General features: G+C 70.1%; 11 protein-coding genes. 9 read left to right on the forward strand and 2 right to left on the reverse strand.

The features are described 5' to 3' along the window. Nucleotides 1-57: 57 nt before the first annotated feature. The 5 genes from AMK34_RS00715 to AMK34_RS00735 are packed head-to-tail and all read left to right on the forward strand — an operon-like array spanning nt 58 to nt 11,984. Nucleotides 58-3,096, forward strand: a complete 3,039-nt coding sequence (locus tag AMK34_RS00715; RefSeq protein ID WP_073842294.1) for a non-ribosomal peptide synthetase — start codon at nt 58-60, stop codon at nt 3,094-3,096. Then, nucleotides 3,093-8,522 (forward strand): non-ribosomal peptide synthetase/MFS transporter, encoded by a 5,430-nt coding sequence (locus AMK34_RS00720; protein WP_073842295.1) that lies wholly within the window; start codon nt 3,093-3,095, stop codon nt 8,520-8,522. Before AMK34_RS00715 ends, AMK34_RS00720 begins: the two co-directional genes overlap by 4 nt. Then, nucleotides 8,519-9,790: an ATP-grasp domain-containing protein gene (locus tag AMK34_RS00725; RefSeq protein ID WP_073842296.1), complete on the forward strand. Its 1,272-nt coding sequence runs from the start codon at nt 8,519-8,521 to the stop codon at nt 9,788-9,790. The genes AMK34_RS00720 and AMK34_RS00725 overlap by 4 nt, the downstream gene beginning before the upstream one ends. After that, nucleotides 9,787-11,052, forward strand: a complete 1,266-nt coding sequence (locus tag AMK34_RS00730) for an ATP-grasp domain-containing protein (protein ID WP_073842297.1) — start codon at nt 9,787-9,789, stop codon at nt 11,050-11,052. The genes AMK34_RS00725 and AMK34_RS00730 overlap by 4 nt, the downstream gene beginning before the upstream one ends. Further along, nucleotides 11,049-11,984, forward strand: a complete 936-nt coding sequence (locus AMK34_RS00735) for a TauD/TfdA family dioxygenase (protein ID WP_038515022.1) — start codon at nt 11,049-11,051, stop codon at nt 11,982-11,984. The genes AMK34_RS00730 and AMK34_RS00735 overlap by 4 nt, the downstream gene beginning before the upstream one ends. A gap of 297 nt (nt 11,985-12,281) precedes the next feature. Here the strand turns inward: AMK34_RS00735 and AMK34_RS00740 are convergent, their stop codons facing one another. Beyond that, nucleotides 12,282-13,313, reverse strand: a complete 1,032-nt coding sequence (locus AMK34_RS00740; protein ID WP_073842298.1) for an Lrp/AsnC family transcriptional regulator — start codon at nt 13,311-13,313, stop codon at nt 12,282-12,284. A 116-nt stretch (nt 13,314-13,429) separates the two neighbouring features. Here AMK34_RS00740 and AMK34_RS00745 point away from each other — a divergent pair, with 116 nt between their 5' ends. After that, complete coding sequence (locus tag AMK34_RS00745) at nt 13,430-14,656, forward strand: M20 metallopeptidase family protein (RefSeq protein WP_073842299.1); 1,227 nt, start codon at nt 13,430-13,432, stop codon at nt 14,654-14,656. Further along, on the forward strand, nt 14,653-15,990 hold the full coding sequence (locus tag AMK34_RS00750; RefSeq protein ID WP_073842300.1) for an MFS transporter: 1,338 nt from the start codon (nt 14,653-14,655) through the stop codon (nt 15,988-15,990). The genes AMK34_RS00745 and AMK34_RS00750 overlap by 4 nt, the downstream gene beginning before the upstream one ends. A gap of 99 nt (nt 15,991-16,089) precedes the next feature. Here the strand turns inward: AMK34_RS00750 and AMK34_RS00755 are convergent, their stop codons facing one another. Further along, nucleotides 16,090-16,689, reverse strand: coding sequence for a TetR/AcrR family transcriptional regulator (locus AMK34_RS00755; protein ID WP_073842301.1), 600 nt, complete (start codon nt 16,687-16,689; stop codon nt 16,090-16,092). Nucleotides 16,690-16,772: 83 nt separating this feature from the next. Here AMK34_RS00755 and AMK34_RS00760 point away from each other — a divergent pair, with 83 nt between their 5' ends. Together AMK34_RS00760 and AMK34_RS43360 are read left to right on the forward strand one after the other, a co-directional pair. Then, entirely contained in the window at nt 16,773-17,864 is a 1,092-nt protein-coding gene (locus AMK34_RS00760) for an FAD-dependent oxidoreductase (protein ID WP_073842302.1), read from the forward strand. A 135-nt stretch (nt 17,865-17,999) separates the two neighbouring features. Next, nucleotides 18,000-18,182 carry a hypothetical protein gene (locus AMK34_RS43360; protein WP_241832649.1) on the forward strand — a complete coding sequence of 61 codons (183 nt, stop codon included), beginning with the start codon at nt 18,000-18,002 and terminating at the stop codon, nt 18,180-18,182. Nucleotides 18,183-18,209 lie beyond the last annotated feature (27 nt).

An 18,209-nucleotide genomic window follows, 5' to 3' on the forward strand; every position in this document is an offset into this window, starting at 1 on the left:
CTTCGCCTTGCCTCTCGCGAGCACTCCACCTTCGACAGACACTGAGAACAGGAAATCATGAGCGACACGAAGGAATGGACGTTCCCGGCCTCGTTCGGGCAGGAGCGGATCTGGCTGTCCGGCCAGCTCGACCCGGCGTCCCCGGTGTACAACCTGCACTGTCAGGCCCGGCTCGACCGCCCGCTGACCGCGGAGCAGTGGCGTGCCGCGCTCGGCGTCATCGTCGGGCGGCACGAGGCGCTGCGCACGTCGTTCCGCATGGAGGGCGGCGCGCTCATGCAGGTGGTGCACGCCGAGGTGCCGATCGAGCCCGAGGTGCACGACCTGCGGGACCTGCCCGCCGACGCCCGCGAAGCCCGGCTCGCCGAACTCGTCGGCGAGGTTTCGCGCGGGGCCATCCCGCTCGATTCGCCGCCGCCGTGGCGGGCCCAGGTGTGCCGGACGGCCGACGACGAGTGGGTGCTCACGTTCGTCGTGCACCACACCGTGTTCGACGCCGGTTCGGTGCTGGTGCTGGGCACGGAGCTGGGCGAGGCGTGCGACGCCGTGTTCGAGGGTCGTGAGCCGAAGCTCCCCGAGCTGGCCATCCAGTACCCGGACTTCTCGGCCTGGCAGCGCGGGCAGCTCGAAACGTCGAGCGAGCAGCTGGACTACTGGCGCAAGCAGCTCGCCGGATTGCCGCCGGTGCACGGCCTGCCCACCGACCGGCCGCGGCCGTCGGAGCTGACGTTCGCCGGTGATCAGGTGCATTTCACCCTCCCAGACGGTCTGATCGACCGGGTCGGCGAGCTGAGCCGGGAGCTGTCGGCGTCGCCGTTCATGGTGCTGCTGGCCGGTTACGCGGCGCTCCTTTCGCGACTGTCCAGAGTGGACGACATCGTCGTCGGCGTCCCGGTCGCCGGCCGCGACCTGCCGGAGCTGGCCGACCTGATCGGCATGTTCGTCAACCAGATGGCCGTGCGGATCGACTGCTCGGGCGCGCCCGCGTTCACCGAGCTGGTCGGCCGGGTCCGGACCACGCTCCTGGAGGCGATCGACCACAGCCAGGTGCCGTTCCAGGCGGTCGCCGAGGCGGTCGGGGCCGAACGCGATCCCGGCGTGCAGGCGCTGTACCAGCTCGGATTCAACTTCCTGCCCGACTCGGGACTGGAGCCGATCCGTTCGGCCACCGCGAAGGACGACATCGCGATCGACCTGACCTCCGTGGACGGCAGGCTCGTCTACCGCACCGACCTGTTCGACCGCGAGACCGCCGAAGCCATCGCCGAGCGGTACGTGCGGCTGCTCACCGCGGCGCTGGCCGATCCGGGCGGGTCGGTCGCGGATCTGCCGCTGCTGTCGGACGCCGAGCGCGAGCTCGTCCTGAACGGGTGGAACCCGACGGAACTGTCCACTCCGGACACCAAGACGGTGCACGCCCGGTTCGAGGAACAGGCACGACGGACCCCGGACGCGCCCGCCGTCGACTTCGGCGGGGTCCGCCTGACGTATGCCGAGCTGAACACGCGAGCCAACCGTGTCGCACACCGGCTGCGTGAACTGGGCGCCGGTCCCGGCACCGTCGTCGGCGTCTGTGTGCCGAACTCGGCGGATCTGCTGACCGGCGTGCTCGGGGTGCTGAAGAGCGGTGCGGCCTACGTCCCGCTCGACCCGGCCAACCCGGCTCCCCGGCAGGCGCTGATCCTCGCCGACGCGGGTGTCCCGTTCGCGCTGGTCACCGGTGAGTCCACAGTGGACACCAAGACCCTGGCACTGGACGATCCGGCCGAGTGGTCCGCCGCGGCCACCGAAGACCCGGAACCGGCGGCCGGTCCGGGCGACGTCGCCTATGTGATCTACACGTCGGGCTCGACCGGGCGGCCCAAGGGCGTCGAGGTCGAGCACCGGGCCGTCGACGCGTACCTGGCATGGGCGCGAGAGGCGTACCCCGGCCTGGCCGGACGGGCGTTGCTGCACACGTCGCCGTCGTTCGACCTGACCGTGACGACGCTACTCGGCACCCTCACCGCCGGGGGCGCGGTCGTCGACGGCGGCCGCCCGACGTTCGTCAAGGCGACCCCGACGCATCTCGCCATCCTCGCCGAGGAGCTGTTCCCGACGGGTGAACTGGTGCTCGGTGGTGAAGCGCTGACCGCCGAGGCCGTCCAGCCGTGGCGGGAGCGTCACCCGGGCACGCTCGTCGTCAACGAGTACGGCCCGACCGAGGCCACGGTCGGCTGCGTCGTGCACCGGATCGAACCCGGGGACGCGCTGCCGTCCGGACCCGTCTCGATCGGCCGCCCGGTGCCCGGCACCAACGCGTACGTGCTCGACGAGCGGGAACAGCCGGTGCCGCCGGGCGTCCCGGGCGAGCTGTACGTCGCCGGGCGCCAACTCGCCCGTGGCTACCTCGGCCTGCCGGACCTGACCGCCGAAAAGTTCGTCGAGGGCCCGTCCGGCCGGATGTACGCGACCGGTGACCTCGTCCGCTGGCGTCGCGACGGCACGCTCGACTACCTCGGCCGCGCCGACGAGCAGGTGAAGCTGCGCGGTTACCGTATCGAGCCCGGTGAGGTCGAAGCGGCGCTGCGTGAGCTGCCGGAGGTGCGGGACGCGGCCGTGGCGGTCCGCGGCGACACGCTCGTCGGCTACGTCGTCGGCAGCACCGAGGGCGCGGCCGAGGCCCTGCGGAAGACGTTGCCGGAGTACCTGGTGCCGACCCGGTTCGTGTCGCTCGACGCGCTGCCGATGGCGGCCAGCGGCAAACTCGACCGGGCGGCGCTGCCGGATCCCGAACCCGATGAGGCACCGGCGTACGTCGCGCCCCGCACCGCGGCCGAAGAACTCGTCGCCGAGGTGCTCGGGGAGCTGCTCGGCATCGACGACCTCGGCGCGCACGACGACTTCTTCGCCCGTGGCGGCAATTCGCTGCTGGCGATTCGCGCGATGGCCCGGCTGCGCAAGCAGATCGAGGTCGACATCCCAGTGCGGGGGCTGTTCACCCTCACCACCGTCGCCGCGCTCGCCGCCGAGATCGAGCGGCGGCTCGAGGAAGACCTCGACCAGCTCAGCGACGAAGAGGTCCAGCGCCAGCTGGCCGAAGGCGGGAACTCATGACCGCGATCGACGAAACCAGCGCGGCCGCGCGCCGCGCCCTGCTCGAACGGCGGCTGCGGCGGCGCGCGGAACCGGCCGCGACCATCACTCCGCGTCCTGCCGATGCCGTCGTCCCGCTGTCGTATCAGCAGGAACGCGTCTGGTTCATGGAACAGTTCGCACCGGGCACCGGGTCGTACCACATCCCGGTGCCGATCCGGTTGACCGGCAGGCTCGACGTCGCCGCGCTCCAGTCCGCTTTGGACAGCCTGCCCGCGCGGCACGAGGCGCTGCGGATGCGGTTCCCGGAAGGGGACGACGGACAGCCGACCGTCCACATCGAACCCTCGGTCACGGTCAACATGTCCATAGTGGACTCCGGAAGCGAAGAGGCGGCCCGCGCGGCCGTCGACGCCGCCGCTGCCGAGACGTTCGACCTGGCCACGGGGCCGCTGCTGCGGGCGACGCTCGCGCGGGTGTCCGACGAGGAACACCTGCTGGTCTTGTGCACGCACCACATCGTGGGCGACGGCTGGTCGGTCGACCTGCTGCTGCGCGACCTCGCCGCGCAGTACCACGCCCTGAGCACCGGTGGCACGGCCGAGCTGCCCGCGTTGAGCATCGGGTACGGCGACTTCGCGCACTGGCAGCGCCGCACGCTCACCGGCGGCGAACTCGACCGGCAACTGGAGCACTGGAAGGCACAGCTCGCCGGGGTCGAGCCCCTGGAGCTGCCCACCGACCGGCTCCGGCCCGCCAAGCAGAGCTTCGACGGCGCGATCCACGAGTTCTTCGTCGAGCGCGAGCTCACCCGCGCCCTGGGCGACCTCGGCCGCGAGCACGGGGTCACCCTCTTCATGACCCTGCTGGCCGCCTACCAAGTGCTGCTTTCGCGGTACTCCGGCCAGGAGGACTTCGCGATCGGCTCGTCGTCGGCCGGGCGCGGCCTGCCCGAGCTGGAGGGCGTGGCGGGCATGTTCATCAACATGCTGCCGCTGCGTGCCCAGCTGGCGGACGACCCGACGTTCGCCGAACTGCTCGAACGCACCCGGCGGCACGTGCTGGACGCGTTCGAGCACGCCGACGTCCCGTTCGAGCGGCTCGTGAACGCGCTCGGCGTACCTCGCGACGTCAGCCGCTCGCCGGTGTTCCAGGCGATGTTCGTGCTGCAGAACTACGAGATGGGCCGGATGGGCGAGGCGGGCGAGTCCGAAGTGGACTTCCGCTGGCTGCCGATGGATCTGCCCGCGACCCGGTTCGACTTCGAGTTCCACGCGATCGAGCTCGAACGCGGGCTGATCGGCAAACTCGTGTACAACACCGCGCTGTTCACCGAGGACACGGTCGCCGGGATGGCCGGGCGGCTGGTCACCCTGCTGCGTTCGATCGTCGCCGACCCGGGCCGACGTCTGTCCGAAGTGGACATCCTCGACGACGCGCAGCGTGAACTCGTCCTGGAGCGCTGGAACGACACGACCACCGAGTTCCCGCAGACCACGCTGCACGCGCTCGTCGAGGAGCAGGCCGCCCGGACGCCGGACGCGCCCGCGGTGACCTTCCGCGGCGCGTCGCTGACCTACCGCGAGCTGGACGAGCGGGCCAACCGGCTCGCGCACCGGCTGCGTGGGCTCGGTGTCGGACCGGGCGTGCTCACCGGTGTGTTCGCGGAACGGTCGTTCGAGCTGGTCGTCGCGCTTCTCGGCGTGCTGAAGGCCGGTGGCGCGTACGTCCCGCTCGACCCGGAGTATCCGGCCGACCGGCTGGCGTTCATGCTGCGGGACGCGGCCGCGCCCGTGGTGCTGACGCAGGCGGCGTTGCGCGAAACGCTGCCGCCGGGGGACGCGACCGTCGTCGTCCTGGACGACCCTTCCGAGACAGCGGAGCAGCCGGGCACTCCGCCCGAAGCTCTCGCCGGCCCGGAAGATCCGGCGTACGTCATCTACACCTCGGGCTCGACCGGGCAGCCGAAAGGCGTACCCAACGGTCACCGCGGCATCGTCAACCGGCTCGACTGGATGCAGCGCGCGTACCGCCTCGACGGCACCGATTCGGTCCTGCAGAAGACCCCGGCCGGTTTCGACGTGTCGGTCTGGGAGTTCTTCTGGCCGCTGATCACCGGCGCGCGGCTCGTGCTCGCCGAACCCGGCGGCCACAAGGACGCCGCGTACCTGCGTGAGCTGCTGGCGTCGGAAAGCGTGACCACCGCGCACTTCGTGCCGTCGATGCTCACGCTTTTCCTGGCCGAACAAGGCGTCGAGACGTGCACGGCGTTGCGGCGGGTCGTGTGCAGTGGCGAGGAACTGCCGCTCGACGCGGCCCGTGAGTTCGTCCGGCGGTTGCCGGGCTGCGAGCTGCACAATCTCTACGGCCCGACCGAAGCCGCCATCGACGTCACCTCCTGGCATTGCACGCCCGCCGCGCTCGCCGACGTCGCGTCGGTGCCGATCGGGGCACCGATCCAGAACATCCGGATCTACGTGCTCGACCGTGCCGGGCGGCCGTGCCCGGTCGGCGTCCCCGGCGAGCTGCACATCGCCGGCGTCGGCTTGGCCCTGGGCTACCACAATCGCCCGGAGCTGACGGCCGAGCGGTTCGTGCCCGATCCGTTCCACAGTGGACGGATGTACCGCACGGGCGACCTCGCGCATTGGCGCCCGGACGGGACGATCGCGTTTCTCGGCCGGATCGACCACCAGGTCAAACTACGCGGTCTCCGCATCGAGCTGGGGGAGATCGAGACGACTCTGCGCGCCCAGCCGGGAGTACGCGACGCCGCCGTGATCGTCCGCGAGGACACGCCGGGGGACAAGCGGCTGGTCGGATACGTCGTCGGCGACGCCGAGCCCGGCACACTGCGGACGGCGCTCAAGCAGAGCCTGCCGGACTACATGGTCCCGCCGTCGTTCGTCACTCTCGACGAGTTGCCGCTCACCCCGAACGGCAAACTCGACCGCAAGGCACTTCCCGCGCCGGTCGCGTCGAGGGACGCGACCAAGGAACTGGTGGCACCGTCGACTCCGGTCGAGACTCTCCTGGCCGAAATCTGGCGGGATGTGCTCAAGGTGGACGAGCTGGGCGTCGACGACGACTTCTTCGACCTCGGCGGCCATTCGATGCTCGCCACCCAGGTGGTGGCGCGGATCGGCAAGGCGGGCGCCGGGCAGGTCGGCGTCATGGACCTGTTCCAGCACCGCACCATCCGCGAACTGGCGTCCTTCATGGACGGTGACGACGCCGACCGGCCAAGGCACCTGCTCTACGAGCTGACCAAGCCGGCGAAGCAGCGGACGTTGACCTACGTCTGCTTCCCCTACGGCGGCGGCAGCGCGATCGTCTACCAGCCCTTGGCCGACGCGCTCCCGGAGGGCCATTCGCTCTACTCGGTCGCCATCCCCGGCCACGACGTCGGACTTTCCGAGGAGGCCCTGCCCTTCGACGACCTGGTCGAGCGGCTGGCGGGCGAGATCCTCGACCGCATCGACGGCCCGCTGGCCATCTACGGTCACTGCGGTGTCGGCAACGCGCTCGCCGTCGCCGTCGCCCGGTTGCTCGAAGAACGCGGCCGCGAGCTGGAGGTCGTCTACATCGGCGCGATCTTCCCGTTCGCCCGGATGAAGGGCGCGGTGGGCACATTGCGCACCCGGCTGGAGAAGCTGCGCAGCAACCGGTACTACTCGAACTGGCTCAAGGGTATGGGCGTCGCCACCGACGACCTCGACCCGGCGCAGGCCGACCGGATCATCACGAACATGCGCGCCGACAGCCGCGCCGCCGAGGAGTACTTCAGCGGCCTGCTCGACGCCCGCGTGGCCAAACTGCGCGCGCCGATCGTGTCGGTCGTCGGCTCCGAGGATCCGGTCACCGACTACTACGCCGAGCGGTACCGGGAGTGGGAGTTCCTCACCGACACCACCGCGCTCGTGGTGCTCGACCAGGCCGGGCACTTCTTCCTGCGTTACCGCGCCGAAGAACTCGCGGAGATCGTCACGCGGGTGCATCCGGCGCTGGACGATCCCGGCGAACTCGACGTCCGGGTCCGCGGCGAGGACGCGGCCTGGGCGGTGCACGAGACCCATCGGGCGGTCGTGGACGACAAACCCGAGGTGCGGCCGAGTATGGGCCGGTTCGTCACGATCACGATCGGGCAGCTGGTGTCCTCCACCGGCTCGGCACTGACGTCGTTCGCGGTGCCGATCTGGCTCTACACCCGCACGGGCTCGGTCGCCGACCTCGGCCTGCTGTGGGCGCTCGCGCTGCTGTTCGGCGTGCTCGTCCTGCCGGTGGCGGGCGCGCTGGTCGACCGTGGTGACCGTCGGCGGATCATGATCGCGGCGAGCAGTATCGCGGGCGGGATCCAGCTGATATTGGCGTTGCTGCTGGTCACCGGGCACGTCCAGCTGTGGTTGTTCTACGTGCTGATCCCGCTCGGGTCGGTGGCCTCTTCGTTCCAGCGCATCGCTTATCAATCGTCGGTGGCGCAGCTGGTGCCGAAGCAGTACCTCGGACACGCGATGGGCCTCGCGCAGCTGTCCAACGGGTTCGCCCAGCTGCTGATGCCGGTGCTCGCCGCCGGGCTGCTGGCGGCGATCGAACTGTCCGGCATCCTGATCCTGGACATGGCGAGCTACGTGTTCGCGATTGTGGGCCTGCTGCTGGTGCGGTTCCCGGACATGATGGGCTGGCGCCCGCGCGAGCCGCTGCTGACGGCGATCGCGGGTGGGCTGCGGTACTCGTGGAACCACCGCGGTTTCCGCACGATGTTGCTGTACTTCGCGCTGGCGAACGTCTTCCTCGCTCCCGCGCTGGTGCTCGTCTCGCCGCTCGTGCTGTCGTTCGGTTCGGTCACCGACGTCGCGCAGGTGGCGCTCGCCGAGGCTCTCGGCGCGGTGGCGGGCGGTATCGGGATGGCGCTGTGGGGCGGCCCGCGGCAGCGGCGGATGGTCGGCGTGCTCGCCGGCAACGTCGGGATCGCGCTCGGCAGCCTGGTGATGGGCCTCCGCCCGTCGCTGATCGTGGTCGCGGCCGGGGTGTTCCTCCTGGCCGCCGCGATGGCCGTGTCGCAGGGTATCTACGCGACGCTCGTGCAGGTCAAGGTGCCGCAGCGGTTCCATGGCCGGGTGTTCGCGATCAACCAGACGATCACCTGGTCGACGCTGCCGATCGGGTTCGCCGTGCTCGCACCGCTGGCGGTCGGCTGGTTCTCGCCGCTGCTGGCGCCGGGCGGTGCGCTGACCGGATCGGTCGGCGCCGTGCTCGGCACCGGCGAGACGCGGGGGATCGGGCTCGCCTACGTCATCTTCGCGCTGATCCTGTTGCTGATCAACCTGGGCGGGTTCTCGCTGCGGCGGCTGCGCCGGTTCGACACCGAGGTGCCCGATTCGCTGCCCGACGATCTGGTGGGGGCACAGGAACGGGAGCGCAAGCTCGCCGGGAAGGAAGCCGCATGAGTACGGCAGTGCTGGTCAGGGAGGCCCGCGGGCACTGGGTCGGCGAGGTCGCGCCGTCGATGCGGGCGGCCGGGCACCGTGTGGTGCTGCTCGCCCCGCCGATGGACGAGGCCGAGCGTGCGTCGCTGGACGGCGTGGTGGACGACATCGTCGCCCTCGACGATGTCCATGACCCGGAAGCCGTCGCGGCGAAGGTCCGGGAGATCGACGGCGGCGCGTTGGCCGGGATCTTCACCGGCTCGGACGGCGCCATCGCGAGCACCGCCCATGCCGCGGAACTGCTCGGGGTGGCGCGGTGCCCGGCGTCGGTGTTCGCCTTGTGCGCGAACAAGTTCGCCGTCCGGGAGGCCCTCGCCGCGGCCGGTCTGCCAGGGCCCGCGTACGCCCTGATCTCGTCGGCCGCCGAAGCGGAGACCGTCGCTGCTGCGGTCGGGCTCCCGGCGATCGTCAAACCGGTCAACGGGGCGGGCAGCAACCTCGTCCGCACCGTGTCCACTGTGGACGAGCTGGCGGCCGCATACGAGCTGCTGGCCGCCCGGTTGCCCGAGTCCGCGGATCCGCGCTACCACCGTCCCTTGGGGACACTCGACCCCGCGAAGACGTTCCTCGTGGAAGGGTTCCTGAGCGGTCCGGAGTACGCGGTGGACGTGCTCGTCCGTGACGGAGTGGCCGAGCCGGTCGAAATCCTCGACAAACCGCTGATCGACGAACGGAAGTTCGAGCTGGCGCTGTCGTGCCCACCGGCCGGGCTCGCCGACGACCGGGCCGAACTGGTCACCGCGGCGGCCGTCGCCGCCGTCCGCGCGCTGGGTCTCGACAACACCTGTGCTCACGTCGAGCTGATCGACGACGCCGACCGCGGCCCGACGATCGTCGAGGTCAACGCGGGCAGGCCCGCCGGTTCGATCATGCCGCTGCTGGCGAAGCTCCGCACCGGCATCGACGTGTTCGCCGAGCTGGCCGCGCTCGCGGTGGGCGCTCCGCCGCCGGCGCGGGAACCCGCGAAACTGCCGATCCCGCTGGGCATGCTGATCCTCTACGCGGCCGGTTCGGGCCGGTTGACGAAGATCGGCGGGCTCGACGAGATCGCCGACCTGCCCGAGGTGATCGACGTCGTCACCACCGTCTCGCCGGGGCAGGTGCTCACCGACGAACAGGAGACCTACGCGGTCAACCTCGTCGTGGCCGGGTTCGCCGATCACGACGACCTCGCCGCCCTGCACGCGGAGGCGAGCAAGCTCGTCCAGCTGGAACTGGAGGATGTGTGAACACCGCGTTCGTGGTCCGGGAAACCGCCGGACAGTGGATCGCCGACGTCGTGGCCGCCGTGCGGGCGACCGGCCTGCGGGCCGAGCTGGTCACCGAGCCCCTGGAACCGGCCGAGCTCGCGCAGCTGGCCGACCTGGTGGACGGCTTCATCGTCGTCGGCGACGTCCGTGACGCGGAATCCGTGGCCGCGGCGATCCGGGCACGGACCCCGCTTCCGGCCGGGGTGGTGACCGCCGCCGAAGGGATCGTCGCGAGCGTCGCCCGCGCGGCCGAGCTGCTCGGCGTCGCGCGCTGCCCGGCGTCGGTGTTCACCTTGACGCACGACAAGTTCGCCGTCCGGCAGGCGCTGGCCGCGGCCGGGTTGCCGGGGCCGCGCTGCGCGCTGATCTCAGCCGAGTCCGAGGCGGCGTCGGTGGCCGAGGCGGTCGGGCTCCCGGCGATCGTCAAACCGGTGAACGGCGCGGCGAGCAATCTCGTCCGTACGGTGTCCACAGTGGACGAACTGGCGGCGGCGTACCGGCTGCTGGCCGAGCGGTTGCCGCTGTCGGAGGACGCCCGGTACCACCGGCTCGTCGGATCGATCGACCCGCTGAAGGTGTTCCTCGTGGAAGGCCTGCTGCGCGGGCCGGAGTACGCGGTCGACGTCCTGGTGCGCGACGGCGTCGCGGAGCCGGTGGCGGTGGTGGAGAAACCGCTGATCGACGAACGCAAGTTCGAGCTGGGCATGGTCTGCCCGCCGCTCGAACTGTCCGAAAAGGACACAGAACGGCTGTTCGCGGCGGCGACGGCCGCCGCGCTCGCGCTGGGCCTGGACAACACCTGCGCTCATCTGGAGCTGATCGACGACGCCGAACTCGGCCCGACGATCGTCGAGGTGAACGCGGGACGCCCGGCCGGCGGCGCCCAGCCGGTGCTGCTGAAGCTCGCGACCGGCATCGACGTCATCGCCGAAGCCGTGTCGCTGGCCCTGGGCACGCCGCCGCCCAAACGAGGCGTGGGACTGCCGGTGCCGGTGGGCTACCTCATCTTCTACGCCGAGGGCACCGGGCGGCTGGTCCGCGTCGAGGGCACCGACGAGGTCGCCGATCTGCCCGAGGTCCTGGAAGTGGTCACGATCGTGCGTCCCGGCCAGCTGCTCACCGACGACCAGGAGATCTACGCGGTGAACGTGCTCGCCGCGGGGTTCGCCGACACCGAGGACCTCGCCGCGCTGCACGCCGAGGCCGCCAAGCTGATCCGATTCGAACTGGAGGAGTCATGACCGCCGAACTCACGGCGAACCTCGGGCACATCGAGGGCAACGACCACACGAAGCTCGCCGTGTACGCGGCCACGGGCCTGGACTGGGTGCGTGCGCACCGCGAAACGTTGCAGGAGCGGCTGCGCGAGCACGGCGCGATCCTGCTGCGCGGGATGCCCGCCGATCTGACGGTGTTCAACCAGGTCACCGAGGAGATCGGCGGCTCGCTGCTGACCTACACGGAACGATCGACGCCGCGCTCGGCGGTTTCCGGCAACATCTACACCTCGACCGAGTATCCGCCCGCCGAGTCGATCCCGATGCACAACGAGAGCTCGTATTCGGCGCACTGGCCGGACCGCCTGTTCTTCCTGTGCGACATCGCGGCCGAAACCGGTGGCGCGACACCGATCGCCGACAGCCGCGCGATGTACCGGCTCCTGCCGGAAGACCTGCGCGAGCGCTTCGCGGGCGGCGTCACCTACACGCGGGCGTTCCGCGAAGGCCTCGGGCTGAGCTGGCAGGAAGCGTTCCAGACCGAAGACCGGCAGGCGGTGGAGGACTACTGCGCCGCCAACGGCCAGACGTACGAGTGGACCGAAGAGGGCTTGCGCACGCGGCACGTGCGCCCGTCGTTCGTCGAGGAGCCGCACACCGGCGGGATGGTGTGGTTCAACCAGGCCAACCTGTTCCATGTTTCGAGCCTGGGGGAGGAGGTCAGCGAGGCGCTGCTGGAGCTGTACCCCGTGGAAGACCTGCCCCGCAACGCTTTCTTCGCCGACGGCTCGCCGATCCCGCAGGCGGACCTGGACGCGGTCAAGGCGGCTTACGACGAGGTCAGCTACGCGTTCCCTTGGCAGCCGGGCGACATCATGGTGATCAACAACATGCTGATGGCGCACGGGCGGGAGCCGTTCACGGGTAAGCGGCGGACTCTGGTCGCGATGACCTGACCTCGCGGCGGCCGCGTTCGTGTCGCGAAAGCCACTTTCGGGACAGTCGGCGACTGTCCACAAGGGACGCAAGTCCTCATCAGGCTGCCCGGTTTGGGCGCTTCGTGCGGGGTCGTGAGTGGCAATGGTCGTTCTAACCCTCTTTATCACTCACGACCCCCACCTGGAATCGCGCATACAGGCATGAATCGGGCAGTCGACCGAGAGCCGCCTTGGCCATTGACGTTGCGAAAGCCACTTTCCCAACCTTCAACGTTGCGAAAGTGGCTTTCGCAACGCGTCAGGCCTTACCTGGCTTTATTCCCGGCGCGCGGGCATGGTGACGACGAAACCCGTGCTGCGCCCCAGATCGTCCAGCAGCCAGCCCATCCGTTTGGCCGTCCGCAGGATCAGCGCCGAGTCGACGATCGAGAGCGGGGCCAGGTCCTGCTCCAGATGTTCCTGCATCCGCATCGATTCCTCGATCGAGCGCATCCACGTGGTCACCAGTAGATTCGCCGGGCCGGGCAGGCTCGCGATCTGGCGGATGGCCGGGTTCGCCCGCAGCCGGTCCACGCAGGTCGGCACATGCGCGACCGGCACCTGGCACCACCAGTTGACGACGATCGGCGACGGGGTTAGCCCCTGCGCGATCTCGCACCGGAACGTCAGCGCGTCGGCGGCGATCAGGTGGCCGAGCTGGCGCCGGACGGTCGACACCGGACGGCCGGTGAGCCGGGCCAGGTCGGCGGCGGTGCGGCGGCCGTCCTCGCCCAGCGCGGCGGTCAGTGAGGCGTACGGCTCCTGCCACGGCTGCATCGCCGTCTGCCGTCCACCCGCGCCGCCGGACGGCGGCAGCTGGGACAACGCCTGCACGCGCCCCCGGTCCAGCGCGCCCACCCGCCACGAGCTGCCTTCGACGTGCAAGCGGGACACCAGATGTGAACGGATGTTGAGGACTCCGGGAAGCCCGGGGATCGCGTCGAGCAGCAGCGTCGACAGGTCGTGCATGCCGAGGCCGAACACCGTCAGCACCAGGCTGTACTCGCGCGAAGCCTCCTCGATGCTGACCACCGACGGCCAGGTGGACAGCTCGCTGATGAGTGCCCGCACTTGGCCGCTCGCGCAGCGGATCTCGACGTACGCGGCCTGGATCCGGGACCGTCCGGGCACGCGCGGATAGGCCGTCACCCAGGCTCCGCCTCCGTCACGCAGCCGTTCCCACCGCCGCGTCAGCGTCACCGGCGACGAGCCGAGGGCGTCGCCCAGCTGAGCCCAAGAGGCGCGGGGCCGCAGTTGCAGAGCGTGAATGAGCGAAAAGTCCTCCTCATCCAGCGAACCGATCACCATTTTTACTTCCAGGGGTCGATCGTTGAGCGATTCCGACAATTCTAGCCCGATATCGGACGTGGATTCGCACACTCGACGACCAAGACGCCGACGTCCGACGCAGAGGAGATCGACCGGTGGACCTTCACGACGACGCTCGAAGCCTGCAGGACGAGCTGGTCCGGTTGCGGCGCGACCTGCACCGCGAGCCCGAGATCGGTCTCGACCTGCCCCGCACACAGGAACGGGTCCTGCGTGAACTCGACGGGCTCGGCCTGGAGGTCTCCACCGGGACCGGCACGACCTCGGTGACCGCGGTGCTGCGCGGCGAGGGTACGGCCAGGGATTCGGCCCGGCCGCGGACGGTCCTGCTGCGCGCGGACATGGACGCGCTCCCGGTGGCCGAAGCGACCGGCCTGGACTTCGCCGCCACGAACGGCGCGATGCACGCCTGCGGCCACGATCTGCACACCACGTCGCTGGTCGGCGCGGCCCGGCTGCTGCATACACACCGCGACCGCATCAACGGCGACGTCGTCCTGATGTTCCAGCCCGGCGAGGAGGGCTGGGACGGCGCCGGCGTGATGCTCCGGGAAGGCGTGCTGGACGCCGCGGGCAGGCGCGCCGACGCGGCCTACGGGTTGCACGTCTTCTCGTCGATGCTGCCCAGCGGGCAGTTCGCCAGCCGTCCCGGCACGCTGATGTCCGCGTCGTACCGGCTGCTCGTCACCGTGCACGGCGAGGGCGGCCACGGGTCGATGCCGCACCGCGCCAAGGATCCGATCTCCGCCACCGCGGCGATGATCACCGCGCTGCAGACGATGGTCACCCGGCGGCTGGACATCTTCGACCCGGCCGTGATCACGGTCGGCGTCATCCGCGGCGGCACCAAGCGCAACGTCATCCCCGCCACCGCCGAGTTCGAGGCCACCGTCCGCTGTTTCTCGGACGCCGCCGGCGCGCTGCTCGACAGGGCGATCCGCGAGACGATCGACGGTGTCGCGCGGGCACACGGCGTCACCGCCGACGTCGTCTTCGAAAGCGAGTACCCGGTCACCGTCACCGACGTCGACGAGACCGCGTTCGGCGCCGAGGTCGTCCGCGAAACGATCGGCGAGCAGTACTACACCGAACTCCCCAATCCGGTGGCCGGATCCGAGGACTTCTCCCGGGTGCTGGCCGAAGTGCCGGGCACGTTCCTCGGTCTCGGTGCGCTGATGCCCGGGCTCGAACCGGACACCGCGCCCAACAACCACAGCCCGTACGCCGACTTCGACCCGTCCGTGCTGTCCAGGGCCGCCACCGTCTACGCGGAACTCGCCGTCCGCCGTCTCGACCGCTTCGCCGAAGGAGCCACCCGATGAGCGCGACCGCGGGCACCGCCACCATCCCGGACCGCCGCCGCACCCTGTTCGGCCTCGGCGCGGGCAACGCGATGGAATGGTTCGACTGGAACATCTACGCGACCTTCGCGTCGTTCTTCGCCGCGCAGTTCTTCAACGCGCACGACGAGGTTTCGGCGCTGTTGAGCACCTTGGCGGTCTTCGCGGTCGGCTTCGCCGCCCGGCCCCTCGGCGGCTTGGTCTTCGGCTGGATCGCCGACCGCAAGGGCCGTCAGCTGTCGATGACGCTGACGGTCGCGATCGCCGCCGGCGGCAGCCTCGTCATCGGCTTTTCCCCCACGTACGGCCAGATCGGCGTATGGGCGTCGGTGATCCTCGTGGTGGCACGGCTGGGCCAAGGCCTCGCGCACGGCGGTGAACTGCCTTCGGCGCAGACCTACATCGCCGAGGTCGCCCCGGCCGGCCGTCGCGGGCTGTGGTCGAGCCTGATCTATTTCTCCGGCACTTGTGGCGTGCTCGCCGGCACGCTGCTGGGCGCGGTCCTCTCCGGTGTGCTGAGCCACGATCAAATGCTCTCCTTCGGCTGGCGGATCCCGTTCGTGATCGGTGGCATCTTCGGGATCTACTCGCTCTACATGCGGCTGCGCATGCGGGAGACCGGGGTCTTCCTCGCCGAGTCGGCCAAGGACGAAGCCGCCGGGAAGAAGGCCGAGAAGGGCCGGATCTGGCAGACGATCAAGCAGAACCCGAAACTGCTCGTGCAGGTCGTCGGCCTGACCGTCGGGGCCACGGTCATCTACTACATGTGGGCCGTCGCCGCGCCGTCGTACGCGATCACCGTGCGCGGCGTCGACCCGACCGGTGCGCTGTGGGCAGGCGTGTTCGCGAACGTGATCTTCCTGATCGCCTTGCCGTTGTGGGGAAGGCTGTCCGACCGCATCGGCAGGAAGCCGGTCCTGTTCATCGCGATCGTCGGCCTGCTGGTGCTGAGCTTCCCGCTGAACGCGATGGTGGGTAACCAGGCCTGGCAGTTGTTCTTGGCGATGTCGATCGCCCTGGTCTTCATGGCCGGGTTCTCGTCCATCGGCCCGGCGGTCTACGCGGAGATCTTCCCGACGCGTATCCGCACCATCGGCGTCGGCGTGCCGTACTCGATCGCGGTCGCGGCCTTCGGCGGCACCGCGCCGTACCTGCAGACGCTCCTCGCCAAGAACGGCCACCCGTCGCTGTTCGTCGTCTACGGCATGGTGCTGATGGTCATCAGCGCCTTGGTCGTCTTCACGCTCCCGGAAACGCGGGGTGTCGACCTGCACGAGAAGACGAACGCGGACGTCGAGGCCAGGACCGTCGCCTGAGCGTGCTCGGGGCGGGTGAAGGGGACTTTCACCGCATGCGATGCGGGTAAAGCGCCCTTCACCCGCGCCAGGCGCACGACACTGGGCCACCGTGTCCGGTCACGGCGATAGTCGCCAGGGTGCGAGCGCGACTTCGGTCGCGGTCCTCATCGCGGCCTGCAAGGTGGCGGGGTCCGTTCCGTCGGTGTCGTCGAGCAGGGCCTGAAGCGCGCCGGTGACCGCGCCGACGAACGCCCCCGTCAGCGCCGCCGCTCCCACCGGATCGATCCGGTCCGGGAACGCGGCCGCCAGACGCTTCGCGATTTCTCGTTGCGCGGCCAGTTGTTCCTGGAGCGCACGGCCGCGGACGGCGGGCACGGTCTGGATCATCCGCAGCCGCAACGCCGCCAGGGGGCTGACCAATTCGTCACTGGTGGCGGTGACCTGGCTCAGGGCTCGCAGCAGTACCTCGGCCGGGCCTTCGGCCGGTCCGCGAGTGGCGATGGCGTCGATGGCGGCCTGTACGCGCTCGTCGGCGTCCGGGAACAGCAGCTCTTCCTTGCTGGCGAAGTAGCTGAAGAACGTGCGCGCGCCGATCTCCGCGGCCGCCGCGATGTCGGCGATCGTCGTCTCGTCGTAGCCCTTGCGCTCGAAGAGTTCCGTCGCCGCGTCGATGAGGGCTTGGCGCGTGCGGGCTCGCTTTCGATCACGGAGGGACATGCGGGGAGCATACGCGGAGCAGCACTGAGTGCAAACTTGCAGTCATTGCCGATTTGCACTCACTGCTGATATCGTCGTCCGGCATGGAGAACGTGTTGATCTGCGGCGCTGGAGTCGCCGGCTCGACGCTCGCCTATTGGTTGGCACGTAACGGCTTCAAGGTCACGGTCGTCGAGCGGGCCCAGGGCATGCGCTCCAGCGGTAACCCGGTCGACGTCCGCGGGCCCGCGCTGCCGGTCGTCGAGGCCATGGGTGTCGTAGGCCGTCTACGGGACGTCGCGACGAGAGCGAAAAGGGTGTGCCTGCTCGACGGAGACGGCCGTCGGATCGCCACCGTCGGGCTGTCTGCGGGCAAGGGGGAGGAGCTCGAAGTCCCACGATCCGATCTCGTCACCGTGCTGCACGAGGCGGCCCGCGGCGACGCCGAGTTCCTGTTCGACGACACGATCGCCGAGCTGCGGCAAGACGAGCACGGCGTCGACGTCACCTTCGACCGGGCCGCACCCCGGCGCTTCGACTTCGTGATCGGCGCGGACGGCCTGCACTCCGCGGTCCGGCGGCTCACCTTCGGGGCCGAGCGTTCTTTCGTGCGCCCCATGGGGTTCTTTGTCGCCACGACGTCGTTCGGAGGCCCGGTCGACCACCCCGAGGACGTGCTCCTGCACAACACACCGGGCAGGCTGGTCGCTGTTCACCCGTCACGGGACGACGGCGGCGTCGCATTCATCTTCCGTGCCCAGGCCGAGAACGTGGACCACCGGGACACGGCCCGGCACAAGCGGATCGTCACCGCGGTCTACGGCGATGCCGGATGGCGGGTCCCCGAGCTGCTCGAACGCCTGCGGGAGGCCGACGACGTCTTCTTCGACGCCGTCAGTGTCGTCGACCTCCCGTCCTGGTCACGCGGCCGGATCGCCTTGGTGGGTGACGCGGCCTCCTGTGTTTCCCTGCTCGGCGAAGGCTCCAGCCTCGCGATCGCCGGCGCGTACACGCTCACCACCGCCCTGACGTCGGCGTCGCCCACCGGTTTCGGTCAGTACGAGGCCGAGCACCGCGCCCGGGTCAGGCCCGCACGGCGTACCGCCAAGATGACCGCGGCCATGCTCGTGCCGAAGACCGGAATCGGCTTGGCGACACGAAATCTCGCGGCCCGGGCCTGGCGGTGGAGCGTCTGACCCACATGGGCGTGCGCTAGCTTGCCTGCCAGGACCGAGCGCGGATCCGTCGTCTGGCCACCGGCCCCGATCGAGACCGAGCGGCGTTCATCGACTTGTTCGCCTCGCCGGCGGTTGGACGGATCGATGATCGGCATGATCACGCTCGGTTGGTTCGCCGACGCGCTTCCCGCTGAACCGGTGGTGCTCTGCACGCAGACTGCGAACGGTCCCTCGATGCGGCTCGCGGCGAAGCTGGGATTCATCGAGGTGGAGCGGTTCGAGGAGTACGGCGCCGAGCAGTGGTTCGGCGTCTGGCGCCCCACGCATGACGAATAGCCGGCCGGGCTCGGACCGCCCTCGACC

Origin of the sequence: Amycolatopsis sp. CB00013 (genome assembly GCF_001905755.1) — a bacterium.
Taxonomy (GTDB): Bacteria; Actinomycetota; Actinomycetes; order Mycobacteriales; family Pseudonocardiaceae; genus Amycolatopsis; species Amycolatopsis japonica.